This is a genomic window from Streptococcus gingivalis (assembly GCF_035544715.1).
In the GTDB taxonomy this organism is placed as follows: Bacteria; Bacillota; Bacilli; order Lactobacillales; family Streptococcaceae; genus Streptococcus; species Streptococcus gingivalis.
In genome coordinates, this window is record NZ_JAYKTO010000001.1 from 580,437 (window position 1) to 605,212 (window position 24,776).

Sequence of the window (24,776 nt, forward strand, 5' to 3'; positions counted from 1 at the left end):
CTATCCTACTGAAGTCTTGACTAGTCTTCAATTTCTGCAAAGAGTTGGGTAGCTTTAACAGCTTTCTTCCATCCCTTGTAGAGTTGTTCTTTACGAGATTCGTTCATAGAAGGCTCGAAGAGTTCACTAGTTGCATTGAGTTCTTTCAATTCATCTAGGTCTTTCCAGTAGCCGACTGACAGGCCAGCAAGGAAGGCTGCCCCCAAAGCTGTTGTTTCCAAGTTTTTAGCACGAGCGATATCAATACCAAGAATATCCGCTTGGAACTGCATCAAGAAGTTATTCATAGCTGCTCCACCGTCCACTTTAAGGACTTGAATAGCCGTCTTAGCATCAACCTGCATAGTATCGATGATATCCCGTACTTGGTAAGCAATGGATTGAAGAGTCGCCTTAATAAAGTCTTCTTTGGTTGTTCCACGAGTCAAGCCAAAGACAGAACCACGAGCATTTTGATTCCAGTATGGTGCTCCTAGACCTGTGAAGGCCGGTACCACATAAACTTCATCATTGTTGTGAGAATCACGCGCATATTTTTCAGATTCAGGTGAGTTTTCCACCATACGAAGACCATCACGAAGCCATTGAATGGCACTACCCGCGATAAAGATGGATCCTTCTAAGGCATAGTATACTTTCCCGTTAATTCCATATCCAATGGTAGTTAACAAGTTATTTTCAGATAACTGCATCTCTTCACCTGTATTCATGATGATGAAAGATCCAGTACCGTAAGTATTTTTGACCATACCTGGTTCAAAGGCCAACTGTCCAAAGAGGGCTGCTTGTTGGTCACCCGCCATACCTGAGATAGGAACTTCTCCACCGTAGAAATGGAAAGGAGCTGTTTTTCCATAGATTTCAGAGTTTGAACGCACTTCTGGAAGCATAGCCTTAGGAATATTGAGGACTTCCAAAATCTCATCATCCCATTTTAGGTCTTTAATATTGTAGAGCATGGTACGAGCAGCATTTGAATAGTCTGTTACGTGAGAAGCTCCGTCTGTCAACTTCCAAACCAACCAAGTATCGATGGTTCCGAAAAGCAATTCTCCTTTTTCAGCCCGTTCTTGTGCTCCTTCTACATGGTCCAAGATCCAGCGAATCTTAGTTGCTGAGAAGTAGGCATCAATGACCAAACCTGTTTTTTGGTGGAATTTTTCGACATACCCTTGGCTCTTAAGCTGTTCAGCTAAAGGAGCAGTTTGGCGAGACTGCCAGACAATGGCATTGTAGATTGGAAGTCCAGTATTCTTATCCCAAACAACGGTTGTTTCCCGTTGGTTGGTAATTCCGATAGCTTCGATTTGTCCTGGTTTGATGCCACTCTCGATAAAGGCACCAGCGATAACAGACTGAACAGAGTTCCAGATTTCATTTGGATTGTGTTCAACCCAACCAGCTTGAGGGAAAATTTGCGTGAACTCTTTTTGGCTAGAGCTTACTTTTTCTCCTTTTTTATTGAAAATGATGGCTCTTGAACTTGTTGTTCCTTGGTCAATTGCCATAATGTATTTTTCTTGTGACATGAACTGTCCTCCTGGGAAAAAGAAATATTCTTTAGGAGACGTACTCCTTACATTTTCTATTATACAAAATAAACCGCTTTCATGTCATCAATTTTTTTAAGAATTTTAAAAAAATTGAGTAGATGGATTCAGAACCCTTGTTTCATAAGGATTTTTAAGACTTAGAAAAAATGAAATTTTTAGAAAAATCTAATAAAAAAGCTAGGAGGAACAATTCGTTTTGAATTTGTTCTGCCTAACCTCAAATTTTTTATTACTTCTAACTCAGCTCAATAATATCGTAAAAGTCTCATCAAGCATTGAATAGCTTTATTGACCTTCTTCTTGGTAGATCATCTGGCGAATATTGGCTAGATCGATCATATCTAAATCATATTTTAAATAATAGACAGGAATCCGCTGGGTAAGGCTAATCGGATTGTTGGTCACGATCAAATCGTAATCTGAAGCTGGATCAAAAGCTTCAATGGTAATAAAACGATTGTACTCTAGGTAGCGCTTGAGGACTTCTGTCATCCGTGTATAGCCTAAATAGCCCACTGTTAAGTCTAAGCCGATCTTAATTTGTCTCCCACTATTTTCTGCGATATAATCCATTAACTGGAGCCACTCCCACTTGATTTTTTTATCCAGAGCTGTTCCTTGGCAAAAGATCGGAAGTTTGCTGAAGATAGTATCTGCTACTTCTCTATAATCATGACTACTAAAGACATAAGGATTGTGGCTTTCAAGTTGGTACTTATACTTGTCTTGAAGAAGGTAGCCTGTAAAAAGATAAACCTGCCCACAAATTTGGCTCAATTCATAGGTCACTGGACCCTCTATATACTCTCCTAAAAGCTTCTGCGTTTTCATCTCTTGAATGAGCTGCGTAGTCAAAGCCCCAATCTCTCCCCCAAAGCCTAAGATGTACTCCATAGTATGAAGCGGGAGGATCCGATGGGTAACAAGGAAAGCAAAGTGGACCAACATCTCTCCATCATCATGACTAAGGGCAATGTGTCTCCCAGAAAAGAGCTGGTCTACTCGACGAAACAAGCGTTGGTAAAAAATGTTGTCTGTATAGCCCTTCATCTTCTGTTCAATTTCTCGGAACTGACAGGCATTGACCTTTAGTCGTTGCTGGGTAATGTGAGACCAGAGAACAAAATCCAAGCGTTGGCCTTGAGACAACTGGGCACCACACACCTCCTCTAAGGTTGCAATTTCAGTTTGTCTTTCTTTCCTGTTCAGTTCTTGTTTCCAGTCTGCACTAGCCCAAACTTTTCGTAACAAGCCAAAATAAAAATAACGAATTTTATGTTCAGGTCCTTTCAAGCGCCCATTGTGGATGGAAAATTGAAACTCAGCTAATAATTTGTTTAAGCCCGAAATATGACGCCCTAATGTCGCTTCACTAATCAAGAGCTCCTGCGCTAATTGTTGAGCTTGAAATTGACCATGATACAGCAAATAGATCAATAGTTGGTACTTGATCGAATTGTCCAAAAAAGCCCGCCGAATGTCTCGCCCCTTGGTATTCGAACCTATAAGAAGGCGAAGATTTTCATCTTCTAGCTCAATAGAGAGGGCCAGCTGATTCTCTTTGGCCTTGTCATTGATCAATGCAAGATATTTGTTCAAGGTTGCTTTGGAAAAATCTGTCTCCGCCATCACTTCTGACAGACTGCTTGGAGAATGCTGCTGCAGATGTGACAGGATTAAAAACTGCCCACCCTCACTTTTTTCCATTAAATCAGCTAAATGCATTTTCAGAAAACCCTTCCATGATATTAGTTTTAGCATAACACAAAACTTATGAAAGTCGAAATATAATGCTTACCAGCTCTATCTAAATATCACAAATCTCTAAATTATAAAACCTCCCACCGAAATCGGCTGAGAGGTAAAGCTCTACTCTATGATTTTCGTATAGCCACTAGCCAAGAGGCTACTAGGATTTCGAAAATAATTTGCTCATTTTACCTCCGTAACAGGATGATAAATCAGATAGATCGCACCCTAATCCGCATCAACCCACAGATGGTGTTGTTCACAATGAAGACATCGAAAGAGATAGCCACACATAGAACCATCCTTGACTAAGTATTCAGCCACATCCTGAAATTCATTACGTGACTCGTATTCTGCTAAGACTTGCTCAGCAATGCCCATTTCTTCCAGTTCACGAGTGCCAACTGTCCCCAGATAAGCACAGTAGTCTCGGCAACAGGAGAGCCAATGTTCGCCCTGCCAGCTACTATAGCCTGGAGTTTGACAGAATAGGACCTGATCTTTTTCCTTATCCATGACTCCTTGCCAATCAGCATCTTGGATAAACTCTGCTTCAAACTTTTGGGCAGCACGACCAGTAGAAATACAAGTTGGACAGAGATGTCTTAGCTCTTCTACACAATAAGGTCTCAGAGCATAATAGATGGTGTGGTCTTCCCCACACGAAGGGCAGGTCTTAGGCTCCCCTTCCTTAAAGGAACCCGTCGCTAGTGGGTCCGGATGATAGCGGAAGGTTGGCAATTCACTGACTTTCTCCTTGTGAGCCTCTTTTTCTTTTTCGGTCAAGGGACGAGAGAGCGCAAAACGATCTCCATGACTTAGACTCATCTTTTCTAATGTGAAAAGTTTCTTAACTTGCTTGCGATCAGACTTGTCTACTAACTCTGAAAAGAGAGCATAGGCACTGGCATACAAGCCCAACTCCTGATACACATCCACCAAGACCTGCTTAGCTTCTGGAGTTTCCAGTAAGGTCAGCCGATCCGCAAATTCATAGAAAGCCAGCACGCTGGATGAATCCTTATCTTGCGCTTGGAACTGCTTTTTTAAGTAGATATATTCTTTCATAGAATCGTTCATAGAATTGCTCACTTTCGTTTTTACAGAGAATCAAATCCTAGTTTTGTTTCCTTCAGGTGATTGTATTCTAGCGTTGAAAATGTACTTTAAACCCATACTTACCAGCATTTTGATTGAGTTTTTCAACCAACAGTTCATTCTGTTTACTTTTACCAAAAAAGAAGGGAATGGTCTTTCCATTTCTGAGTTCGATATAGAAAGCATAGCGACTCCCACCACCAGCGCGACCACGAAAAATTGCATACGTGATTTGCTTGATTTCTTTCAGTGGGATCCTGCGACGGCTGAAACACAGAGACACATGAATATAGAAGATTCCATAGCTAATATGGAAAGGGGCAAAGAAGGGGCCACCGCTACGTCTCACGATTGCCCTTCTTCTCAGGAAAAGGAGAAGACTGAAAAAGAGTAAGAAAACCAGCATATATAGAATAGGAGCACTCTCTATTATCTTTATAAATGCTATCACAATGTCCTTCATCCTCTATTTCATTTCAACCCATTTTTCATTGTCCATGATAAAGGGCTTTGCTAGACCTTCACCGGTGTAATCTTGGTATTTGGTCTCCAAGTATTTGTAGACATCTTCCTTGGTCGCAAATTTGATGGCTTGGTAAGGCTCTTCAAAGGTTAGCTTTTCAACAAAGAGATAGCCGTCTTTTGCAGGAACCAAGACACCGACGTGCCCTACAAAAAGGGTATTCCCATCTAGGTTATCATGAACGATAACGGAAAGCATGCGGGCATTTTCATTGAACTTGAAGTGAGAAAAATACTCTTCCATCTTCTTGGCATGGACTTTGACATCCGTCGTCGCCTCTGTCGGAACCCGTGAATACAGAATGTTAAAAGCTTCCTTGTCTGCCTCATCGAAGACTTTTCCTTTGTCAATAGCATCATTGTCCACGAACAAGAGTTCACTATCCGCTTTCATCTTAGGAATCTCGATGCGATTCTTCAGCAAGGTATAACTATTGATCCGGCAGTTGGTCCCGACAAAATCGCCCTTCTGCTTGGTCCATAAGTCACTGATCTTCTCGACATTGTAGTCTGTTTTCTTGAACTTGCTGAAGTCACCCGTCAAACCGACCGAGCCGACAATGCTATCATAGTCCGTTACTAGACCCAAAAATTTATCTACACTCTCCTGATCCAAATAAGCAGACAAGAGAGTGCGCACTTCTTCGACACTAGCCTTGCTATTGAGGTTGCTGTATGTTCCCTTGTAGTGCTCCTTGTCTGAACTAGATTTCTGCACAGTGGAAGTTTCCTTCTTTTCCTTGGATTGCTTTTGGTTGGTCCCACAAGCCGCTAAAGCAAAGATCGCCAAAGCACAGCTAGTAAGGAGCATGATTTTTTTAGATAGTTTCATAAACTGGTTCCTTCTCTATTGATTAAAATGTTTGTTCTATAAATTTTTCATATCGATAATCCTTTTCCTATATTATAGTTTAAAACTGGCTTTGCTCCAACTATTTTTTACGAAATAAGAAAATTTTATAAGTAGTAAAAAAGAGCTGGCAAACTGTCCAGCTCTTCAATATGTTACAAAGATCAAAATTAAAATTATTGTTTAATTCAACCAATCTACTTGAGCATGTTCTATTGCGTACTCAGCTTCTTCTTGAGTAAATTTTCTATTTTCAACAAGTATTTCTAATATCTTTTCTTTCGAAATTTTGCTACCATTTGCATAAGATTCCGCTTCTTTCACAGCGTTCTCCCTCCAATCGAAATGAACTTGTTCTGCAGCATAGTCAGCCTCTTCTTGGGTAAATAGTTCAACATTTATAAGTTGCCAAACTAATTTTTCTTTTGAATAACGATACCTTTGAAGTGATTTTGCTGCTAAAACAGCCTGCTCTTTCCAGTCTATATTAAGCTTATATACAGCATACTGGTTGGCTCCGTCTGAATAATTATAAATCTTTATTTTATTTTTGATAGCCTGCTTCGAAATAGGAGAATCCTTTGACAGTTGCTTAGCTGTTGCATATGCCCTTCTAAATTCTTTTTCTACTAAAGCTGGATGAAAAAGCTTTTTCACAAGCAAATTAAATAATAATTCTAAATCGTCCTTATTTCCATCACTTGAAGAAGCATATTTTTTATAATCATAATTCTGCGTACTAGAACTTGAAGAAGCGTATTCTTGTTTTGATGATTCAAAATCATCCTTATTTCCATCACTTGAAGTAGAGTATTTTTCTTCAGAATCAGTTACTAATGATCCTGAATATGAATTTTTCCATTTATTATAACTTATTTGATACTCAATTGCCATCAGAGCTAGCATTCCTGCAAATAATCCAAAAATTGTAAAAATAAATATCAAAAATTTTTTCATAATGACTACCTTTACTTGTTTTTTTCCAATGGAATCTTTCATCCTCTTGAACTACATTCATTAGTATTATACCATGAAATATTGTTCATTTTTATTTCCTAGTGTAAAAGTCTTCATACTAGTAAACAAAAAAGCGACCGCAATATTTCAACTGCAATCACTCGTTCAATGTGAGATAAAAAATAATAAAGGATTATTTAATCTTGTGTTTGTTCATCTTTTCTTCAAAGATGGCTGTCATAATCTTGCGGAGCTCTTCTCCTTCTTTTTCAGGAAGGTCCCCTTGACGTTTAGCCACGGCATAGAGTTCAGGGGATTGCTTGGCTACACGCTCAACTGTCTTGGTCGTTGCATGCCCTCTGACAAAGAATGGAATACGTTTGATCCATTCTTGCGGGACTAAAGCGAGCAACTTCTTCGCCGCTTCTTTATCAGAAATCTCAGCTGTACTCAATCCTTGCTTGATTTGTTCTTGTTCTTTTTCTGTAAAGTTCTAAAAGTTAAAAATGTTTTTATTGACAAATTTGTTTGTAATGGAAGAACATTTAGATAAAAACATATCACTATTATATTTTAGTCATCCCAATCTATTTTGGCATGTTCTATTGCGTACTCCGCTTCCTCTTGAGTAAATTTTCTATTTTCAACAAGTATTTCTAATATCTTTTCTTTCGAAATTTTGCTAACGTTTGCATAAGATTCCGCTTCTTTCACAGCGTTCTCCTTCCAATCGAAATGAACTTGTTCTGCAGCATAGTCAGCCTCTTTTTGAGTAAATAAATCATCATTTACAAGTTGCCAAACTAAATATTCTTTTGAATAATGAAACTTTTGATATGATTTTGCTCTTAAAACAGCTCGCTCTTTCCAGTCTATATTAAGCTTATTGACAGCGGACTGGGAAGTATCCTCTGTATACGAGTCATACTTAGTAAGATAAATTTTAATTTGCTGCTCCGATAAAGGAGATTTCACTGACAAAGATTTAGCTTTTGCATATGCCTCTTTATCTACTGGTTCTAGTAAGGTTATAGGAAAAAGTCTTTGCTTAAACATTTTCATTAATGATTCTAAATCATCCTTATTTTTCCTATCACTTGAAGAAGCGTAGTTTTCTACAGGATAAGTTACTTTTGATCCTGAACGTGAACTTTTCCATTCATTATAACTTCTTTCATAACTATATACCATAAAAGCTACAAATACTACCATCATTCCAACCATCGTAAAAATAAATGTCAAAAATCTTCTCATAATGAACACCTTTATTTGTTTTTCTCCAATGGAATCCTTCATTCCTCTTGAACTACTTTCATTCGTATTATATCATGAAATATTCTTCATTTTTATTTACTAATGTAAAAGTCATTATACAATGTATAAAAAAGCGACTGCAATCTTTCAACTGCAATCACTCGTTCAATTGTGAGATAAAAATCATAAAGGATTATTTAATCTTGTGTTTGTTCATCTTTTCTTCAAAGATAGCTGTCATAATCTTGCGGAGCTCTTCTCCTTCTTTTTCAGGAAGATCCCCTTGACGTTTCGCCACAGCATAGAGTTCAGGGTATTGCTTGGCTACACGCTCAACAGTCTTGGTCGTCGCATGCCCTCTGACAAAGAAAGGAATTCGTTTGATCCATTCCTGCGGGACAAGAGCGAGCAACTTCTTAGCTGCTTCTTTATCAGAAATATCAGCTGTACTCAAACCTTGGTTGATCTGTTCTTGTTCTTTTTCTGTAAAATCTTTTAATTCCATATGAATCTCCTTATTCTACTATTTTCTTTACCTAGGGACACATTATACACCTATGTAGGTAAAAGTACAATTAAACGAATTGAAAAATAGACCAAGGGTAAGCCACACTTATTTGTGTTTTTCTATCTCGGTTTCTAATAGACTAAGCATGCTATCATGGTGAGATCTAACACAGTTATTATCCCAATTCCGATCATATTTCTTGACCAAGTTACTCATCACCTTCAATTTGGGACTTTGCTCTATTACACTTGGATCAGGTTATTTTTTCAGAATCAGCGTTCAATTTTACTTTAAATCGTACTTCCAGTCTTCTCCATCTTGGTAGTAGAAAAATTCAGACAGGTCTTCTTCAAGGAAAATACGAAGCATATCCTCCATATCTAAGGAGAGGTCTAGTTTTGGCAATTCTTTCAGGTCCTCCCACCAGACTTCCCCCTCTTCAGAGGATCTTAAGTCTCCGTCAAACTTTTCTGTCTTATAAAAGTGAACTACATAACGAATGCCATCTTCCACCCAATCTTTCATTCCACAAATCTGGGGAGAAGCAATCCTTAAGCCAGTTTCTTCCTTCACTTCACGGATTACTGCTTCCGTAAATGATTCTCCCGCTTCGACATGACCTCCAGGAAAGGTTATGCCTGGCCAGTCCTCTTTTTTACGATCAATAACAAGAACTCTATCGCCATCTCTTACCATACAAAGATTTGTAAACTCGACGTTTTCATTCATATAGATATTTCCTAACTATGTTTGTCTTTTTCTTTAAGGATAGGATAAACAATCTCTACCCTATTCTTCTTTTAGTTGCACTTGCGTATGGGCTAGCAGGTCACCTATATGCCTCTTATCTTTCCTAAACAGCGTCATTACCAGTAGCAAAACTGCGAGGAGAGTCGCCGAAATAGAGAGGCTAATGGATAATCCGTCAAAATTACTATAGAAACCATGAATCGTGCCCATATGACCAATTTGCCAAGGTAAAAATTTAATGGTGTTTCTGATTAAGCTAGCTTGCACTGTTTTTTTCTGGTAGACCAGCTCAAGTCCCGCTTTTCCCTTCCCCAAGCTCCCATTTTTTGCATAATCCAAATATGTAAACAGGAGGGTGATTGGCAAAATAGATGTTAAAAATACAAGCCACTGTGACTGAATTTCTGTAAACTCTGGGACACCATTAAAAAAAATGATGTAAATAAGCATCGAACCTATAAACAGAAAAACTAAATAAGTTAGAATGAAAAGATAATCAAATAGAAATTCTATCATTCTTTTTTTAACCGAAATAGGATTGATTGCTAACATCTTCATCGCCGGCTCCTCCTTTCTCATCTCCATTATAATATAAGGGTACGAATAAAGAAACCATTTATAAAAAAAGACTGAAATACCTAAATTCCAGTCTTCTTTCTTATTAATCTTCTCTATAAATAACAAATCCATTTGGTTGGATAACCAATTGATCATCAGAGATGCTCCCAAGGCTGATCAGATCTGCTTGTTCTCTTTCTAAGACAACGTCTTTCTTGGAGTGGTTAAAATATGCTTTGAGGAGCTGTCCTTCATACCGCCATTCTACTGCCAGTATATCTAGCTCTACTTCTTCCAGACTCACTTTACCATACTGAATCATGCCTGCTACTTCTTTTCGGAGCTGGATCAATTCCTTCATAAAGTTGAGCATGTCATTGTCCGCTGACACGCGCTCCCATGGCATGACACGGCGGCAATCTGGGTCTGGACCACCGATGAGGGCTAGCTCCGTTCCATAATAAATACAGGGCGTTCCTCGTTGCAGATAGAGGAAGGCCAGAGCAGACTTGACAGACTGAAGATCGCCTTTGGCCGTCGTCAAAATGCGCTCTGTATCATGGGAGTCCAAGAGGTTAAACATCACCTCAGAGATTTGTTGCCTATAGTACATGGACTGGCTATTGATCTCCCAAATGAAGCGTTGCGTTTCCTTATGCCCCCGCAGGAAATAATCCTTGATACTTTCAGAGAGGGGATAGTTCATCACCGCATGGAACTCATCGCCATTGAGCCAAGGTTGGGACGAATGCCAGATTTCTCCAAGGATATAGAGGTTTGGTTTCTTGGCCAAGACTGCCTTACGGAAATCCCGCCAAAATTGATGGTCGATTTCATTGGCCACATCCAGTCGCCAAGCATCAATATCAAACTCTTCAATCCAGTAAGTCGCCACCTTCAAGAGATAGGCCTTCACCTCAGGATTAGCCGTATTGAGCTTAGGCATAAAGCCCGCAAAGGCAAAAGCATGGTAAGACAAGTCGCGACTATTCCACAGATTTTCTGAGGAGACAGGGAACTCTTTGATATGGAACCAGTCCTTGTAAATCGAATCCTCCCCGTATTTGACCACATCCTGCCATTGGGGTGAATCATAACCAATATGGTTGAAGACGGCATCCAGCATAATCTTCATCCCACGCGCGTGGGCCTCTTTCACTAGCTGGCGGAAGGTCTCCTTATCACCAAAATGTCGATCAATTTCAAAATAATCAATGGTATCGTACTTGTGGTTACTTGGAGACTCAAAAATCGGGCAAAGATAGAGCCCTGTGATCCCTAACTCCTGCAAGTAGTCCAGATGATCGATGATCCCTTGCAAATCACCACCAAAGAAATCCAATACTTGAGGAGCAATAGAGGCATCCCAAGGACGAACACCTTTTGGCGAAATAGCTGGATTCCCATTGGCAAAGCGCTCAGGAAAAATCTGATACCAAACTGTCTGAGCTACCCAATCCGGAACAGCACACCCATCAATCTCATGGATAAAAGGAAGCTTAAAACCGTTCATGACGAAGTCTAGGTTCTCCTTGGTGTAAGCTGCCACACCCCGGTCTCCGTACAAGATCTTCTCTCCCGCTATATCCTCTAATTCAAAGAGGTACTGGATCCGGGCATGACGGACAGACACCGACACTTGCCAATAATCAAAGAGGTCGTCGGTCGTCACCTTGTCCATTTCCTTGGTCGCCTCATATAGATCCTCTATAAAAATAAAAGGATCCCCATAGCGCAAGACAATCCGTTTGATATCCTCTTTCTTGGTCCGGATGCGAATATGGAGCTGGCCGTCCTTATAAAGATAGGCGTACTCTGATTCAGGCCGGTGATAAATCGCTGTTAATTCCATCTGTCCTCGTCTCCTACTTTGCTCTCTCTTCTCATCATTCATCAATTTATGCAAACGATTACACAAAACTCATTCTAGTATACAACTTTAGAAAAAGCTTTGCAAGATCTTGTGAGAGATAATTTTAGACTACTAACTTTTTAAGATTGTAGTGCAACACAAAAAGCCCAGTTATTGGGCTTAAAGATCTTTATTGAAGCAATGACTTTACCTTATAATCATCACTTTATACTGTTTCTTACTAAAATATACTACAGATCTATATTTCTGTTAATAGTTTATTGAACAGTTGTTCGAGCTTACTAGTATCTCCATAAACTGTTCCATCCATATATAAATGATAGATATCATCATCTAAACCAATTGAAATTTCACATTCATAACCTTTCATCAAAGCTAAAGAACGGATAACTTCTCGTTGAGTACGACCATTTCCTTCTCGAAATGGGTGAAAATAATTTAGATTATCTAATATCTCAGCTAAACTTTTACAAATCTCAATTTTATTATTTGCGTTAAGTAAATAGTTTGAAAGCAAAGTATTTAAAAATTTTTCTGCCATATCAAAAGACTGAACTGGCATAAAAGCATTTCCACTTTTAGAGATATTTACTTGACGGTATTGACCTGCCCAAGTATACATTCCTTCAAAAAGAAACTTATGAATCTTTAAAATATCTGAAACAGTATTTACTTCAATTGGATTAATAAACAGTTTTAAACTTTGGCTTGCTACTAAACGATATTCTAATTCTCGTGCTTTATTATCATTTTTCTCATTAAATTTATTTATGAGAACAGATGAATGGGGATAAGTGTATAAATTATCAGGGTCTATATAATCATACCCATCATATATTTTTCTGACCATTATCCAACTCCTAATGCAACTGCCTCTTCTCTCAGTCGCTCCACGTCTTCTACCGTGGGATGCCATCCTTCAATCATATTGGTGCTCAGAGCAAACCAGACACTCTTAAATACCTTTTTGTTGTCAAAAATCACACCCATAATCATCATTTTTTCTTTATCTACATCTAAGGTCATATTCTACCTCCGTCCTATTATTATAGCATATTTTCAATCATTTTAGTTCTCCTATTTAGTACTTACCCTACACAAAAAGCCCAACAATTGGGCTTCTTCATTAGCAGAATAACTGATCCTCATTCCTTACTTGTATGCCGCTTTCCAAGACTTAGCGCTTGCTCTTCTGACATTTGAACAACCTTAGAAAAATTAGTATTGCGAGGCATACTGTCCAAAGAATACCAATAAACTTCCGCACTCCCATTTCTGGCTACATAAACTACTGGAGCCAGTTGAGGAGTTGGCTCTGCAGGCTCGACAGATTGAACTGGCTGAGCTGGCTCTACTGCTTGACTCGGTTGAGGGGCTTGACTTGGTTGCGTCTCTACAGAAGGACTAGCAGGTTGAGGTTGACTACTTGGTTCTGTCGGCACTAAAGATGGCTTGGCAGTCCCCTTCAGATAGTCAATGGTCGCATTCTTGGAATAATTATCCAAGGTAACGGTGGTGATCCCATAAGCATCTACCGACTCTTTGGGACTACTTAAATTGATTGGTAGAAGGTTGCCATCTCGATCAATTCCTACATATTGCAAGGTCACCTGCCGAGGAATCAATTCATCCCCCGTATATACCGGAGTCACCTTGTAGTCTAACCAGTAATTTTGGTGGGTGGCCAGCCAGCTATCGAGTCGTTTCTCGTAGTAGAGCATGCCCTCCACATTGCTATCCGCTGTCCCTTTATAATTCCCCGTATTGGTCCAGGCAGTTAGAGAAACCAGATTTTTTCCTTCATTGGTCAGACCACTAAACTGATACCCGATCAAATGCCCTCTATGGAACAACCAGGCCTTCTTTCCTTTATTTCCATAAGCAATCTTATAATTGTGCCAACCAACCGGATTATAGCTGAGACGCGGTTCTCTTTTTTTCTTTGGCTCATCCTTGTCCTGCAGCTGAATATGAGCGGAGGTCGCACGACCTAAATGATCAAAATCCCCCAGTACTAGCTGCTTATTGCCATTAAAAGGCAGTAGATGAAGACTCTGGTAATCGAATCCAGTTTGCTGAGCTTGAGCCCCTTGAACAACAACCAAGGACATAAAAACCGAGACTATCGCAACAATAACATTTTTCAAAAACCGTTTTGTAACCATGATTGAAACTCCCACATTTCTATCTAGTGATATTATAGCAGAAAAAACGGTTACAAATAAATAGCTTTTAGAAATTATTTTATGCTATTTATTATTACTACCAGACTATCTGGGAATTTAAAATATTATTTTAAATTCTATTCATCATTCAATTTGAATGTATGATAAAATAACTAAAATAATGCTAAAAATCAACGTTAAAACGATAAATGCTACGCAAAGTAGCAAAAAAAATGAGAATGCAACCTCTACTTGCTTGTGCTGTAATCATCATTTATTCTATACTAAAATCAGTCATATTGCTACTTTATGACAAATTACATCATAAAATATAGAGGAGGTCATACAACATGACATTTGCTGAAAAATTAAAATCCATACGTAAACAAGTAGGGATGTCACAAGAACTTTTAGCTGAAAAAATCGGTGTATCAAGACAAGCTGTAACAAAGTGGGAAACTGGTGCTGGAATTCCAGATATCGAAAATATGATATCCATCTCAAACCTATTTAACATCTCTATCGATGAACTAATCTGTAATGAAAGAACTACTCTTAAGACGAGCGAATATCTTTTTGAGAGTATCACAGAGTATGATATCGATAAGATCAAGAGCTATGATATGAAATTTGGAGGCGCAGAAAAGTTTGTATTGTCTGGATACAAGGGAGAAAAAATTCGAGTTCGTCTGGTATCTAACCTTCTTCCTACACTTCAAAATGATTTTAAAGTAAAAATTGATGATAGTAGAAAAAGAATTGACGTAGATGTAAAACGTTATAATGGTGTAACAGAGGCAACGGCTAAAGAAACTGTCAGTATCTTTGTGCAAATCCCAACTCCTTATATTAGTCACATTGAATGTGCGGTTCGTGCAAAGTCTGTAGAAATTCACTCCCTAGAATGTGACAATATCGAACTTGACGTTAAGACATCTCATTTAACCCTAGAAGATATTTCAGGTAAAGTAAAAATAAACTGTAATCATGATATGGAAGTATTATGTCATTCATTAAACGGTGAAATTGACATTAACCAGATTTCGGCAACATCCAGAATTCGTATTCCTGAAAACAGCCTATTTACTGCTGTTACCAAAGGAATTGGAACAAATATTTATTATGAAAAAAATGGGCAAAAAACTGAACCATTCGATTCACCCGATGCAGATAATATAATTGAATTGAATGGTATTAAGAGTGAACTAGTTATCTATACAGCTGAAGAAAGAGGGTAACTAAATGAATGTAAATTATTTAAAAAGATACATCATCAGTTCTTATATACTTGTTTGGGCACTCATTATTTTTGTAGCAGCTCCTGCAAGTTTAATATTTAAGGTTCCACCTGTTATCATGTGGATTGTACGAAATATTGTCGCTTGGTCTCCATCATACCTTCTTTTATTTGGATGGAAGTATTTCAGGACTGATGAGAAAAGAACAACTTTCCTTAAGCGGTGTTTCTCTGCTAAAGTGTCGTTACTCCCACTTCTATCTTCATTTGGTCTTACATTTGGGCTCAGTATTTTATCACTCTTCCTCTACTCACTTATGACCCAAAAAACAATGTTCTCCTACATCAATCTAGGAACCGTATCATTGCCACTAAGTATATTCTTATCATTTACATCAGGTCCGACTGGTGAAGAATTAGGGTGGCGTGGTTATATGAGAGAAGAATTTAATAAAAAATATCATTTTTTAAAATCCTCTATCTATCAAGGCCTAGTCTGGTGTTTCTGGCACACACTTCTGTGGGTTGTAGATTCAAAATTTACGGACTGGCGGGCTGTTCCTTATATTATTGCTAATATAGTTGTGATTACATCTATTACTATTTGTATGAATATTATTTTGGAAAAATATAATAATCTGATTTATTCTATTTTCATGCATTTTGGCTTTAATATCGTTTATGTATTTTTGGATGCTGATATCGGATTTTTTATCATTTTGACCTTGCTATACCTACTTATCACACCGATTGCAATTCATATACGAAATAAAACTGTGGAGAGATTATAGTGGGAAAATCCCTCCATTAACCGTACAAAATTTCGACTTCGAAGGTCCTCCTACAACTGTTTGTTTAACTTGTTTCAAACATGAATCAGAGTGATAGATTGTAAAATCATATAAAAAGAACACCAACAAAAATCATCTGTTGGTGTTCTCTTCATATTTAGATTTCGGAAAAAACTCTTGTCCATGTATCAGTGGCTACCCTTTATCTCTATTTTTCATGAACATTGTTTTATAAACAGCAGATTACAGTCTTAATCTATGTGGAGATACACACCTTTCCTAAATCAACTTATATTCATACCACTCTTCATCTACTTTCTGAAATCCCAAAGCCAAAAACATTCTTTGACTTTGAGTATTAAAAGGATAAATTTGAGCAGTTACCTTAACCATTTTTTTCTCTTTGGCCAGCTGTATCATTTCAGAAATACACCGTCTTCCGATCTGTAAATTCTGATACTCTTTGCTGATCACTATAGAAAGCTCTGAATTATCTTGAAGTGTCACATCTCCAACTAACACTCCCTCATATTGGATATAATAGCACGAACCATGTGAAGTTAGGTAATCATACATTTTATGAAGTTTTGTTACATCGTAAATCTGATCAGTATTATCCACTTGTTTGCAAACCTCACTATCCTGATACCAAAGAAGGGAGATGTCATCATTCCTATAATAAGGAATAAGCGTTATCTGTTCGTCTACTATTCTATTCATCATGACTTGTTCTTATTTCTGATGGATCTAATCCCGGATCACTTTGATTTTTCTTCTATTTGCAATGAAATTACTCAAGAAACTAATCATGGTAATCAGCCCAATGACAAGAGGGAAAATAAAAGTGAAATACATTTCAAAGCTTATCTTATTTTCTTGTAGCAATCCTGTTCTCCAAAGACCAATCGCAACAAAAATAGCTAGTCCCATCACAATCAAGGTTTGAAGGAATGTTCTTTTTAGCATCTTTTTCTTTGCCTCTCCTACTTCATCTTCTGAAACCTCATAGATGTCGAGTTCCAAACGATGAATCACTTGCTCTTGTTGGTACAGGGAGTAGCAAAATACTAAAAACGTGATCACACTGACATAATCCGTATTAAACATGAAACTGAGCAGGAATCCAAGGATAATTCCCGACATAAAGAGCATGTACATGTTGTTCCCAAAAGTACTCAATTCTTTTTCCTTGTATTCGTCAAGCTCACCTGTAATATCGTAGAAAGCTTTCACACATTTCAATTGCCAGTTTTTATTCATCATCATCGATCCTCCAAAATAAAGAATTCAAATCCGTCCCAAGCTCTTTTGCTAGATTGATACAGAGATCTAGGGAAGGGTTATACTTCCCATTCTCAATCATATTAATCGTTTGCCTGGAAACTCCAATACTTTTTGCCAAAGCCAATTGAGAAAGACCAAGATTGACTCTGTATTCTTTCACACGGTTCACTTGGCACCTCCTAAATGTAAATGTGTCAAATATATTTGATACATTTATTTTACAATACTAGTTGCCGGATGTCAAGTATATTTGACATCGTTTCCTAAAACTATTTTCTCAACTTTAAAAGCATTAAAAAACGATAGACTTCTGTAGCTATCGTTGTGATTTCTTTTATATACTATCTAGAGGTTTCTTCCGATACTTCAATATTCCCCATCACCCAATTGGACATCTTTTTGCCCTTGTCTTTATAAGGGTTAGGAGGAAACAAGGTGAAAGGGGGGATGCTGGCATCTGGGAAGAATAGTTCTACGCTTATCGTTCGTTCGCGATTATGATTGACGTAGGCTGTAAAATAGATATGGTAATGTCCGCTCACATCACCACCATTATCATACTCTCCTCTAGCAGTATTTGGTAAGAGCGTCACAGATTTTATGTCTTGCCTTTCCTGAGCTAAGTGTGCGATGATTTCACTCTTAATAGCAGCCTCATGATTTCTGACAAAATTCCCATCATCACTATATCCAGGATGCTCACTAAGAGAATAGAAAATAATGACCATCAGAAAAGGTAGGGAAACTAAAAAAATAATCAGCTTATTCGATTTTAACATGGGGTCCTCATCCTACTTATAAAAAATCTTGACCCAATCCTGCTTTGCACTGAGTATACGAGCAACATACACTGTATGCTTCTCAATATAATAAAATGCGAGATAGTTCTCTATTGGCATATAACGATAGGGTTTCACATCATTCGTCATCTCACCATAGCCCCGGCTTGATACCAGAGGACAGGCTTCTGGAAACAGTTCTAGGGTCTCAAGAGCACTTAATAGCAAATCAACTTTGCCATCTGCAGCTTGCTGGCTATAAAAATTCACAAGAATATAGTCGTGAATGCCACGCAAGTCCTGCTTAGCCTGATCTGCAAGAAAGACCTGATAGCGTTTCAACTTAGTCAAGACCAAATTCCTTTCTCACATCGGCTACAGAAGTGACTTTCCCTTGAGCAATTTCCTGGTGCCCAACTAAAATCTCCTTCTTCAAATCCTCAAAGGCCACTTGATACTGCGTGTTCTGCAAATCACTTGAAACAAATTCTCTTGGATCCACAGTCCCGTTAGCAATTTTTCGAAGTGCTGCATTTAGGACATCTGACACAGAAATTTTTTCATCAGCAAGTACCTCTTTTGTTTTCTGGTAAAACATCGCATCTGCTCGAAAATTCACTGCTTTCGTGTTTGCCATTTCTACCTCTCCTTTGTACATACAATTTGTATATACATTCTACCATACGAAAGAGAAGGGATTCAAGTGAAAAATGGATTCTTCTTTCACTAAATCTAATTAAGAGATACCGTTAGTTAATCTATATTCTTTCTCTCGTGTCAACTGATACCTCTTAGAATCAACAATTTAAGTAGATTCCACATCTTAATTTAACAACTCCAAGTAATTTTAGTCAATTATATTAGATATATTTTATTAATTTCTTTATAGTAAATTCCTATTTCTCTAGCCAAAAGAACGCTTGGTTTAACATCTCTTTTGTTTGTCCAATGATACACGGTCCATGAGAAATAATAATATTCTTAGGTTCCCATTTCTTTATTTTATGATAACTCTTCAATGCTTGTTTTTTACCAAATAAAAAGGTCATTCTTAAATCTCTTGGTGTTTTACCATTTGGATAGTGATTATCACCTATTTTTAACAGTAGCTTTTCAAAAATCGATAAATTTTCTGTTTCTATGTTTTCAATAAGATCCGTTAAAATTAGAGTTGAACTTTCAGTATGGAAAAAAACAACCTCTTTCACGTAAAAACTTCCCTCAAATGTTGTAAAACAAATTTCCTCGTTCCAATTGGCTTTCTCTAGTTCATGACCATAATATAAATTCATTCCCGATTTTCTGGCACGCTTTTGAACACCACTAGCTAGCCATACTTCTGCTTCCGGAAATAGTTCGTGCCACTCATTTATATAACTATAATGTAAGACATTGGGTGCAATAAGGTGTTTTACCTCACCTAATTGCTTGATTTCAAAAAGTAAATTATCACTAGGCTTAATCGGCGAATGCACCCAAAGACCACCATTCTGCAGACGGATAACTGTCATTCTAGTTGAAAAAGGCACTTTGAAGAGTTTGAAATTCATCAGTACTTCTTCCCCATCTACAATCCAGAGGTTATCTGCTATCTTTTTTAAGGAATTGAGCGGACTATATTTTTTGACTTCCATGAAACTCTGCTTTCTAAATTAATAAAGTATAATCAATCGTTATTCTCCAAAAATGGTACCACCAAATCAATCCACTCTTGAGGCAGGTAAGCTGATAGATAGCCATGGTTATACCCCTTTGCTTCATACAGGATAGTGTTGGGATGTAGCTGCTGAAATAATTTCGCCGATGCTTTCACACAGTTTAATTCTTTTTCACCATAGATATACAGAACCTGGGCCTTGCTAGCAGAAATCGTCTCCTTCAGCTTGTAACGCCCCATATAGGTTTTGTAAATGGTCACCAATGTTTTGATAGGTGTCCTTGGCAGATCCTCTAAATAATATGCTTTTATCTCCTCTGGATAAGCCAGTTTAGGATAGAGTTTGTCCATCATGCTTAATTGAAGTTTGCAAGAGAATTTACTGAACATCAATTTACCAAATAGTGATACTAGAAAGATGCTGATTTTAGCTAACCTTGGTTGAGGAATACAGATGCTTCCATCTATGATGGCCTTCTCAGCTATCTCGCTGTCTAAGGATAAAAGTTCCATGGCAATTTGACCACCAAGTGAAACGCCACCGATCGCAAACACCTTTCCACCACAGTTTGCTTTGACATAGTCTAGGATCTCCAAAGCAGAATCTTCCGTAGAAACATAATCGAGTTGATATTCTTCGCCGTGGCCATTCAAAGTGGGTAGAATAACACGGTAGTCTTCTGACAAAATCCGTGCTTGACGAAGATAATTCCACCAAGAACTACCACCGCCATGTATCAGTAAGATAGGAGGCAAATTCTTATCACCAAATTCATGGAATTTCATGTTTAAACTCCTTACTGTAGGGCTTTTAGTAATACTTTGCCGAGTAATCAGCACCAGGATACATTCTACCATACTTCTTCGGCGTAATTAGGATGCATCATAACATGCGTATATCGTATTTTCTCATTTCCACATATTTCTCACTGCTCATATGGGATTGGTCCTCATTGCTCTGCAAATTCAGTTAAATCAATAATATATATTTTTTCAACCTTTATACGGTAGTCCTTTTCTATTCCACACCCTCACTACCTCTTACTTTATATTTGAAATTTAATGCTTCCATAATTGCATTCATGATATCCAAATCAAACTCTTTCCTTGAGATATCCATCGATTTAATCATCTTCTTATTATTTCTAAGAGACTTCCATAATAGCTTTTTATCACGATCATAAAGTTCAATCTTATAAAGAAGATTTGCTAAAGACACAATAAAATCCTTGTGTTCTGTGCAAGTCTCTTTATTTATTTCTCTATCTTTCCAAGACATAAAGCTATCAAAATCTTCCTCAGAAAATTTAGGTAATAATCCTTGTATTGGATTTACTAGCAACTGCGTTGATGAAAGCATCAGATTTACATATGAACCAAGTGCATATTGCTGCGCTTCAGACATCTTATTATAATCTAACCCAAAACTTTCAATTTCACCTATGGCATCAGTTAATTTACTGTTCTCATCAATAATTCGACTAATACGTTCCTTTAATTCAATAATAGCAAGCTCATATGATTTTATATCTCTTTCACTTATAGCGATAAATACATTTTCTAAGTAGTTCTTATCACTCTTACTTTTCCAAAAGATTAATCCACTAGCTAATAAAGAGACACCAGCGATAGCCCATCCAACTGGACCTGCCAAAGCAAGAAAAGCATTTCCTGCTGCCATTCCGCCACCGCCTGCAGCAAGTGCTCCACCACCAAGCCATGCCAATGCAGCATTAGTAGCCGCAGCTCCGCTTAAAGTAGAGATAGCAGTACCAGTTGATGCAACTCCAAAAGTTGTAGCAACACCCATTGCTACTGTCGGCCCCATTGTTACTACTGCAACACCCAGTCCTGCTCCAGCTGCTCCTACACCTGCATTTTTTACTGTTACGTTTTTATAGTCCTTATCAATCTTATCTGCTTGTTGCTTCCAATTTAATCTTATCTGTTTTAATTCTTCATACTGAAGCTTCTGTTCACTAGGTACATTGCGTATTTTATCAAATTGTTCCTGTATGCTTGTTAATGACTTGTATAAACTTCTTGTATATTCTCCTAGCTCTCCAATGGCATTATTTGTTTCTTTGATTGCAGCCTGAGCTTTATCTTGAGCTACTTGGAGTTTTGATTTCTTCTGTTTCTTTTTACTCATTTTTCTTTCTCACTCCCTTTAAAATAAGAATCGATATCTGCTTTATTTCTAAGTATCTCATCTTTAGGAACATTTCTTTTTTCTGCCAAGATTACCGACTTCTCAAAGGCTTGAACATACATATCGCTTTCTTTTAGTTCTATTGTAAATAGCAGCAATGACTCATCATCATATATTTCAGCAAGGAACTTCAAACCATCAACATAATCAGCTAGTATTAATTTTTCACGTTTCAGGATAATTATTTTCTCCTTGATAACATGACGCTTTAAACCTCTGCTTGTCTCTCCATATAATGAAATCGTAAATCTTCCAATTCCAAAAATATTCAATCTCATTACAAATTCGGTGACATTTAAACTACCACCACCTTTAGTAAGCCCTCTTGCAATAGCATCTCCTGCGTCTATAGCACAGAAAGTACCATGTGCTACAGTCAACATTCGTTTTACTGTCGCATTCGAAAATGGTTCACATGACTTCCATAACAACGAAAAGGATCTATCGTCCTTTTTTGTCATTGAGAAATATCTGACTAGACGTCTTATTGAGTAAATAATCCTTACCAATAATTCATTAACAAAGACCGGTATAGCTTGTGCCGTCTGAAATCTTGCATCATAGCCTTGCTTATAAATATCGAGTGCTAATTTATTTATTGATTTATCAAATTCTCCAACAGGAAGATTCAACTTCCTCTTTATTGTAATAATATCATTTGTCCAGCTCCAGAAAGGTGAAGGAATTCCCATTCCTCTTCCTTTACTACTTGATGATCCTGATATATCTGAGATCAAGTGTCCAAACCAATTTACAAATCCACAGAACAGTTTACTTGGTATATTTTTACCTTCTAAATGAAAATCACCATCAAATTTAGAGAATGTGATCAATTCTCCTTCTGAAACAAAATGCGATGTATTTGTAAACTGATCTAGAATGGAAAAGAATAGCCCAAGTATTGTAGGATTGTGGCCTAACGACTTAAAATGATGATTGGTTGGCGTCAAATCCAACAATCCCTTCGCTATGTCTCCAATGCCATTTTGATCGTAAGGTATTTTGAACTTTTTCTCTAAGTGTCTAACTGCTGATGATAAATTTCCTTTGTCACCCGTCCATCCACACAATTTAGCAAAGTCTTCTGTTCTATTAGCAAACCACTTATCTGTAATTTCTCCAATTGGAGACTCTCCCGGTTTTCCTACCAAAAATACATCTATAACACCACATAGGGCTCCACTACACGCAGATAAAATGTAATCGGTCTTATCACATTCAGGTGTTAGCTTTTTCAAGGAATCTAAGCTTTCCTCTAATTTACTAGATACTAAATCAAGTTCACCTTCAGCTGTAGATAGTGCTGTCTTGATATCAGAAGCAAACTTATACCCATTTTCATTTATGCCGAGCTCCAACAACATGAACGGTTCATTATTTATCTTTTTATGAAATGTAGTCATCTGCTCCAATTACTCCTAATTCTACGGTTTCTATCGCATGTGCCGGAAGTATCCACTTCTACTTCACTGCTTCAATATGGAACAAGTACAAACTGAGATTTACTTAAATGAAATCCACTCTGCCTTTGATAGACAGGTTATGTGTTCTGTGCGAAGAACCTCTTCCAAAGGAAACAACATCCATAACTCCACTTAAAATTACAATTGAAAATTCTCTAACATTAATCATCTAATTAGCCAATCGTTTCTTTCAATAATAGATACGCTAATCTAAATTTTAGAATCCTTTACCTTACTAATTCTATTACTAGCCAATATCGTATAAATTAAATAACCAACAAAAATGATCATAAAAATAACATAGCAGCCAGTTTTACAACTTACTACTTTTCATATGATAATTTACAAATGTCTTTCCAGCCACTCTATCTTTTTAAAATCCTTATTGTTATTTTGTTCATTTCGATAGGAGTCTTGAGAAGAAGCTTTGTAAATACTTAGATACTGCTCCAGACTTGGAAGACGAAAAGTGATGCCTTCAATGTGAATAAGCTCTATATCCGATTCCGAAACTCCTGCAAAATCAAGTAAGGAATCGATACTTCCAAATTCAACACTCTCTCTATCCTTTTGGAATTCATGCTCATGAATATCTATTAAGACGTAGCCTAAGTCTTTCATCACTTTCATTATCTTGTCCCAGTCATAAATTCTGAGATGATCAGGCGCTTCCCAACCTCTAGGGTCACCAGGCACATGAATGTCAATGTCAGACGGCCCCCAATTTTCTTTCGTTCTAAACTCCAATCCCAAAGACCCCATCAGTGTCGGTGTAATTCCGACTCGATTTAAATGGAAACAAATGGTTTTAAATTCTTCAAATAAGAGACTCATGTTTACTTTAAACCTTTCATCTAATGTTCGTTTATACTTTAGTTACCTAAATCAAGATTTAGATAATGAAAACTAGTCAATTTTCTCAATAATGTTTCCAAGTTTATCTAATACAAGACAAGAATGATCATTTAGTGGAATTATGGGAACATGAACGAGTTCTTCAGATCTATCCTTATTAGCTTTATCATTCCATGAATCATAATGGACACTAATTAAAAACTGACTAAAGACTCCTAATCCATTTTTTATCTTTATCTGATGATCTGAATTATCATTAGGTGACACATAGACTTTTTCTCCTAATAATAGGGCTCCTGCAGAAAATCCCATAACTTTCGCACCTTTATTCAGCATATGCTTGATATAATTTTTGAACTCTTGATTGACATAAGTAGCTAGATACTTTTCTGTATTTCCACCACCGATGATAATGACATCAGCATCTAGATAGCTACCAAAATTAATCTGCTCAATGTCCAAGAGTAAGTAATCAGTGTTTAGGTTAGAAAAAAGGCTTTGGAAAACTTCCGTGTACTTTTTCATATACGGTTCCCAATTTTCTCGAAAAACTGTAAAAATGATAATTCTTTCGATCTTCCTTGATGACACAATTCTATTAACAATCGTATGGTTCTTTATCGGCGGATTTCCACCCATCAAAAAAATTTGTGCTTCCATT

At 37.4% G+C, this 24,776-nt stretch carries 29 protein-coding genes; 2 read left to right on the plus strand and 27 right to left on the minus strand.

What is annotated here, in order from left to right:
• Positions 1 to 20: 20 nt before the first annotated feature.
• From glpK to SM122_RS02920, 15 genes are all read right to left on the minus strand, one after another.
• Complete coding sequence (gene glpK, locus SM122_RS02850) at positions 21 to 1,529, minus strand: glycerol kinase GlpK (protein WP_324737776.1); 1,509 nt, start codon at positions 1,527 to 1,529, stop codon at positions 21 to 23.
• A 309-nt stretch (positions 1,530 to 1,838) separates the two neighbouring features.
• The gene (locus tag SM122_RS02855) at positions 1,839 to 3,278 is read right to left on the minus strand and encodes a helix-turn-helix domain-containing protein (RefSeq protein ID WP_324737777.1); all 1,440 of its coding nucleotides are present in this window, start codon (positions 3,276 to 3,278) and stop codon (positions 1,839 to 1,841) included.
• A 252-nt stretch (positions 3,279 to 3,530) separates the two neighbouring features.
• Positions 3,531 to 4,382, minus strand: coding sequence for a CbrC family protein (locus SM122_RS02860; RefSeq protein ID WP_324737778.1), 852 nt, complete (start codon positions 4,380 to 4,382; stop codon positions 3,531 to 3,533).
• Between the two features lie 67 nt (positions 4,383 to 4,449).
• Complete coding sequence (locus SM122_RS02865) at positions 4,450 to 4,863, minus strand: hypothetical protein (protein ID WP_195623055.1); 414 nt, start codon at positions 4,861 to 4,863, stop codon at positions 4,450 to 4,452.
• 3 nt (positions 4,864 to 4,866) lie between these two features.
• A complete protein-coding gene (locus tag SM122_RS02870; RefSeq protein WP_324737779.1) occupies positions 4,867 to 5,754 on the minus strand; it encodes a DUF4300 family protein in 888 nt (295 codons plus the stop codon).
• 201 nt (positions 5,755 to 5,955) lie between these two features.
• Complete coding sequence (locus tag SM122_RS02875) at positions 5,956 to 6,771, minus strand: Ltp family lipoprotein (protein WP_324737780.1); 816 nt, start codon at positions 6,769 to 6,771, stop codon at positions 5,956 to 5,958.
• Between the two features lie 151 nt (positions 6,772 to 6,922).
• Entirely contained in the window at positions 6,923 to 7,195 is a 273-nt protein-coding gene (locus SM122_RS02880) for a hypothetical protein (protein WP_324737898.1), read from the minus strand.
• Positions 7,196 to 7,302: 107 nt separating this feature from the next.
• A complete protein-coding gene (locus tag SM122_RS02885; RefSeq protein ID WP_272106564.1) occupies positions 7,303 to 8,025 on the minus strand; it encodes an Ltp family lipoprotein in 723 nt (240 codons plus the stop codon).
• A gap of 151 nt (positions 8,026 to 8,176) precedes the next feature.
• Entirely contained in the window at positions 8,177 to 8,488 is a 312-nt protein-coding gene (locus SM122_RS02890) for a hypothetical protein (RefSeq protein WP_155125319.1), read from the minus strand.
• A 288-nt stretch (positions 8,489 to 8,776) separates the two neighbouring features.
• Positions 8,777 to 9,220, minus strand: a complete 444-nt coding sequence (locus SM122_RS02895) for an 8-oxo-dGTP diphosphatase (RefSeq protein WP_155125320.1) — start codon at positions 9,218 to 9,220, stop codon at positions 8,777 to 8,779.
• A 60-nt stretch (positions 9,221 to 9,280) separates the two neighbouring features.
• Positions 9,281 to 9,820 carry an RDD family protein gene (locus tag SM122_RS02900; RefSeq protein WP_155125321.1) on the minus strand — a complete coding sequence of 180 codons (540 nt, stop codon included), beginning with the start codon at positions 9,818 to 9,820 and terminating at the stop codon, positions 9,281 to 9,283.
• 82 nt (positions 9,821 to 9,902) lie between these two features.
• The gene (locus SM122_RS02905; RefSeq protein WP_324737781.1) at positions 9,903 to 11,651 is read right to left on the minus strand and encodes a glycoside hydrolase family 13 protein; all 1,749 of its coding nucleotides are present in this window, start codon (positions 11,649 to 11,651) and stop codon (positions 9,903 to 9,905) included.
• A gap of 259 nt (positions 11,652 to 11,910) precedes the next feature.
• On the minus strand, positions 11,911 to 12,522 hold the full coding sequence (locus SM122_RS02910; RefSeq protein ID WP_023023568.1) for a Fic/DOC family protein: 612 nt from the start codon (positions 12,520 to 12,522) through the stop codon (positions 11,911 to 11,913).
• Positions 12,522 to 12,698 (minus strand): hypothetical protein, encoded by a 177-nt coding sequence (locus SM122_RS02915; RefSeq protein WP_003017298.1) that lies wholly within the window; start codon positions 12,696 to 12,698, stop codon positions 12,522 to 12,524. The genes SM122_RS02910 and SM122_RS02915 overlap by 1 nt, the downstream gene beginning before the upstream one ends.
• 119 nt (positions 12,699 to 12,817) lie before the next feature.
• Complete coding sequence (locus SM122_RS02920) at positions 12,818 to 13,837, minus strand: DNA/RNA non-specific endonuclease (protein ID WP_155125324.1); 1,020 nt, start codon at positions 13,835 to 13,837, stop codon at positions 12,818 to 12,820.
• 350 nt (positions 13,838 to 14,187) lie between these two features.
• Here SM122_RS02920 and SM122_RS02925 point away from each other — a divergent pair, with 350 nt between their 5' ends.
• Together SM122_RS02925 and SM122_RS02930 are read left to right on the plus strand one after the other, a co-directional pair.
• A complete protein-coding gene (locus SM122_RS02925; protein ID WP_324737782.1) occupies positions 14,188 to 15,075 on the plus strand; it encodes a helix-turn-helix domain-containing protein in 888 nt (295 codons plus the stop codon).
• A gap of 4 nt (positions 15,076 to 15,079) precedes the next feature.
• Positions 15,080 to 15,865 (plus strand): CPBP family intramembrane glutamic endopeptidase, encoded by a 786-nt coding sequence (locus tag SM122_RS02930; RefSeq protein WP_070845504.1) that lies wholly within the window; start codon positions 15,080 to 15,082, stop codon positions 15,863 to 15,865.
• Positions 15,866 to 16,144: 279 nt separating this feature from the next.
• On the opposite strand, the gene SM122_RS02935 is transcribed toward SM122_RS02930, so the two are convergent.
• The 12 genes from SM122_RS02935 to SM122_RS02990 all read right to left on the minus strand — a co-directional run bounded on the left by SM122_RS02935 (position 16,145) and on the right by SM122_RS02990 (position 24,775).
• A complete protein-coding gene (locus SM122_RS02935) occupies positions 16,145 to 16,588 on the minus strand; it encodes a GNAT family N-acetyltransferase (RefSeq protein WP_407700472.1) in 444 nt (147 codons plus the stop codon).
• A 24-nt stretch (positions 16,589 to 16,612) separates the two neighbouring features.
• Positions 16,613 to 17,131, minus strand: coding sequence for a DUF3278 domain-containing protein (locus SM122_RS02940; RefSeq protein ID WP_037615666.1), 519 nt, complete (start codon positions 17,129 to 17,131; stop codon positions 16,613 to 16,615).
• Positions 17,118 to 17,318 (minus strand): helix-turn-helix transcriptional regulator, encoded by a 201-nt coding sequence (locus SM122_RS02945; protein WP_003003382.1) that lies wholly within the window; start codon positions 17,316 to 17,318, stop codon positions 17,118 to 17,120. Before SM122_RS02945 ends, SM122_RS02940 begins: the two co-directional genes overlap by 14 nt.
• A gap of 172 nt (positions 17,319 to 17,490) precedes the next feature.
• Positions 17,491 to 17,928: a hypothetical protein gene (locus SM122_RS02950; RefSeq protein ID WP_324737783.1), complete on the minus strand. Its 438-nt coding sequence runs from the start codon at positions 17,926 to 17,928 to the stop codon at positions 17,491 to 17,493.
• 12 nt (positions 17,929 to 17,940) lie between these two features.
• Positions 17,941 to 18,279, minus strand: a complete 339-nt coding sequence (locus SM122_RS02955; RefSeq protein WP_023026905.1) for a type II toxin-antitoxin system RelE/ParE family toxin — start codon at positions 18,277 to 18,279, stop codon at positions 17,941 to 17,943.
• Complete coding sequence (gene relB, locus SM122_RS02960; protein ID WP_049497549.1) at positions 18,272 to 18,565, minus strand: type II toxin-antitoxin system RelB/ParD family antitoxin; 294 nt, start codon at positions 18,563 to 18,565, stop codon at positions 18,272 to 18,274. Before relB ends, SM122_RS02955 begins: the two co-directional genes overlap by 8 nt.
• Positions 18,566 to 18,824: 259 nt before the next feature.
• The gene (locus SM122_RS02965; RefSeq protein WP_003003604.1) at positions 18,825 to 19,562 is read right to left on the minus strand and encodes a DUF4336 domain-containing protein; all 738 of its coding nucleotides are present in this window, start codon (positions 19,560 to 19,562) and stop codon (positions 18,825 to 18,827) included.
• A gap of 32 nt (positions 19,563 to 19,594) precedes the next feature.
• Positions 19,595 to 20,371, minus strand: a complete 777-nt coding sequence (locus SM122_RS02970; RefSeq protein WP_223325678.1) for an alpha/beta fold hydrolase — start codon at positions 20,369 to 20,371, stop codon at positions 19,595 to 19,597.
• Positions 20,372 to 20,603: 232 nt separating this feature from the next.
• On the minus strand, positions 20,604 to 21,737 hold the full coding sequence (locus tag SM122_RS02975) for a hypothetical protein (protein ID WP_324737784.1): 1,134 nt from the start codon (positions 21,735 to 21,737) through the stop codon (positions 20,604 to 20,606).
• A complete protein-coding gene (locus SM122_RS02980; protein WP_223325680.1) occupies positions 21,734 to 23,200 on the minus strand; it encodes a hypothetical protein in 1,467 nt (488 codons plus the stop codon). Before SM122_RS02980 ends, SM122_RS02975 begins: the two co-directional genes overlap by 4 nt.
• Before the next feature lie 402 nt (positions 23,201 to 23,602).
• On the minus strand, positions 23,603 to 24,094 hold the full coding sequence (locus SM122_RS02985) for a phosphoribosylanthranilate isomerase (RefSeq protein ID WP_254804003.1): 492 nt from the start codon (positions 24,092 to 24,094) through the stop codon (positions 23,603 to 23,605).
• A gap of 72 nt (positions 24,095 to 24,166) precedes the next feature.
• Positions 24,167 to 24,775, minus strand: coding sequence for a Type 1 glutamine amidotransferase-like domain-containing protein (locus SM122_RS02990; protein ID WP_324737785.1), 609 nt, complete (start codon positions 24,773 to 24,775; stop codon positions 24,167 to 24,169).
• Between the last annotated feature and the right edge of the window lies 1 nt (position 24,776).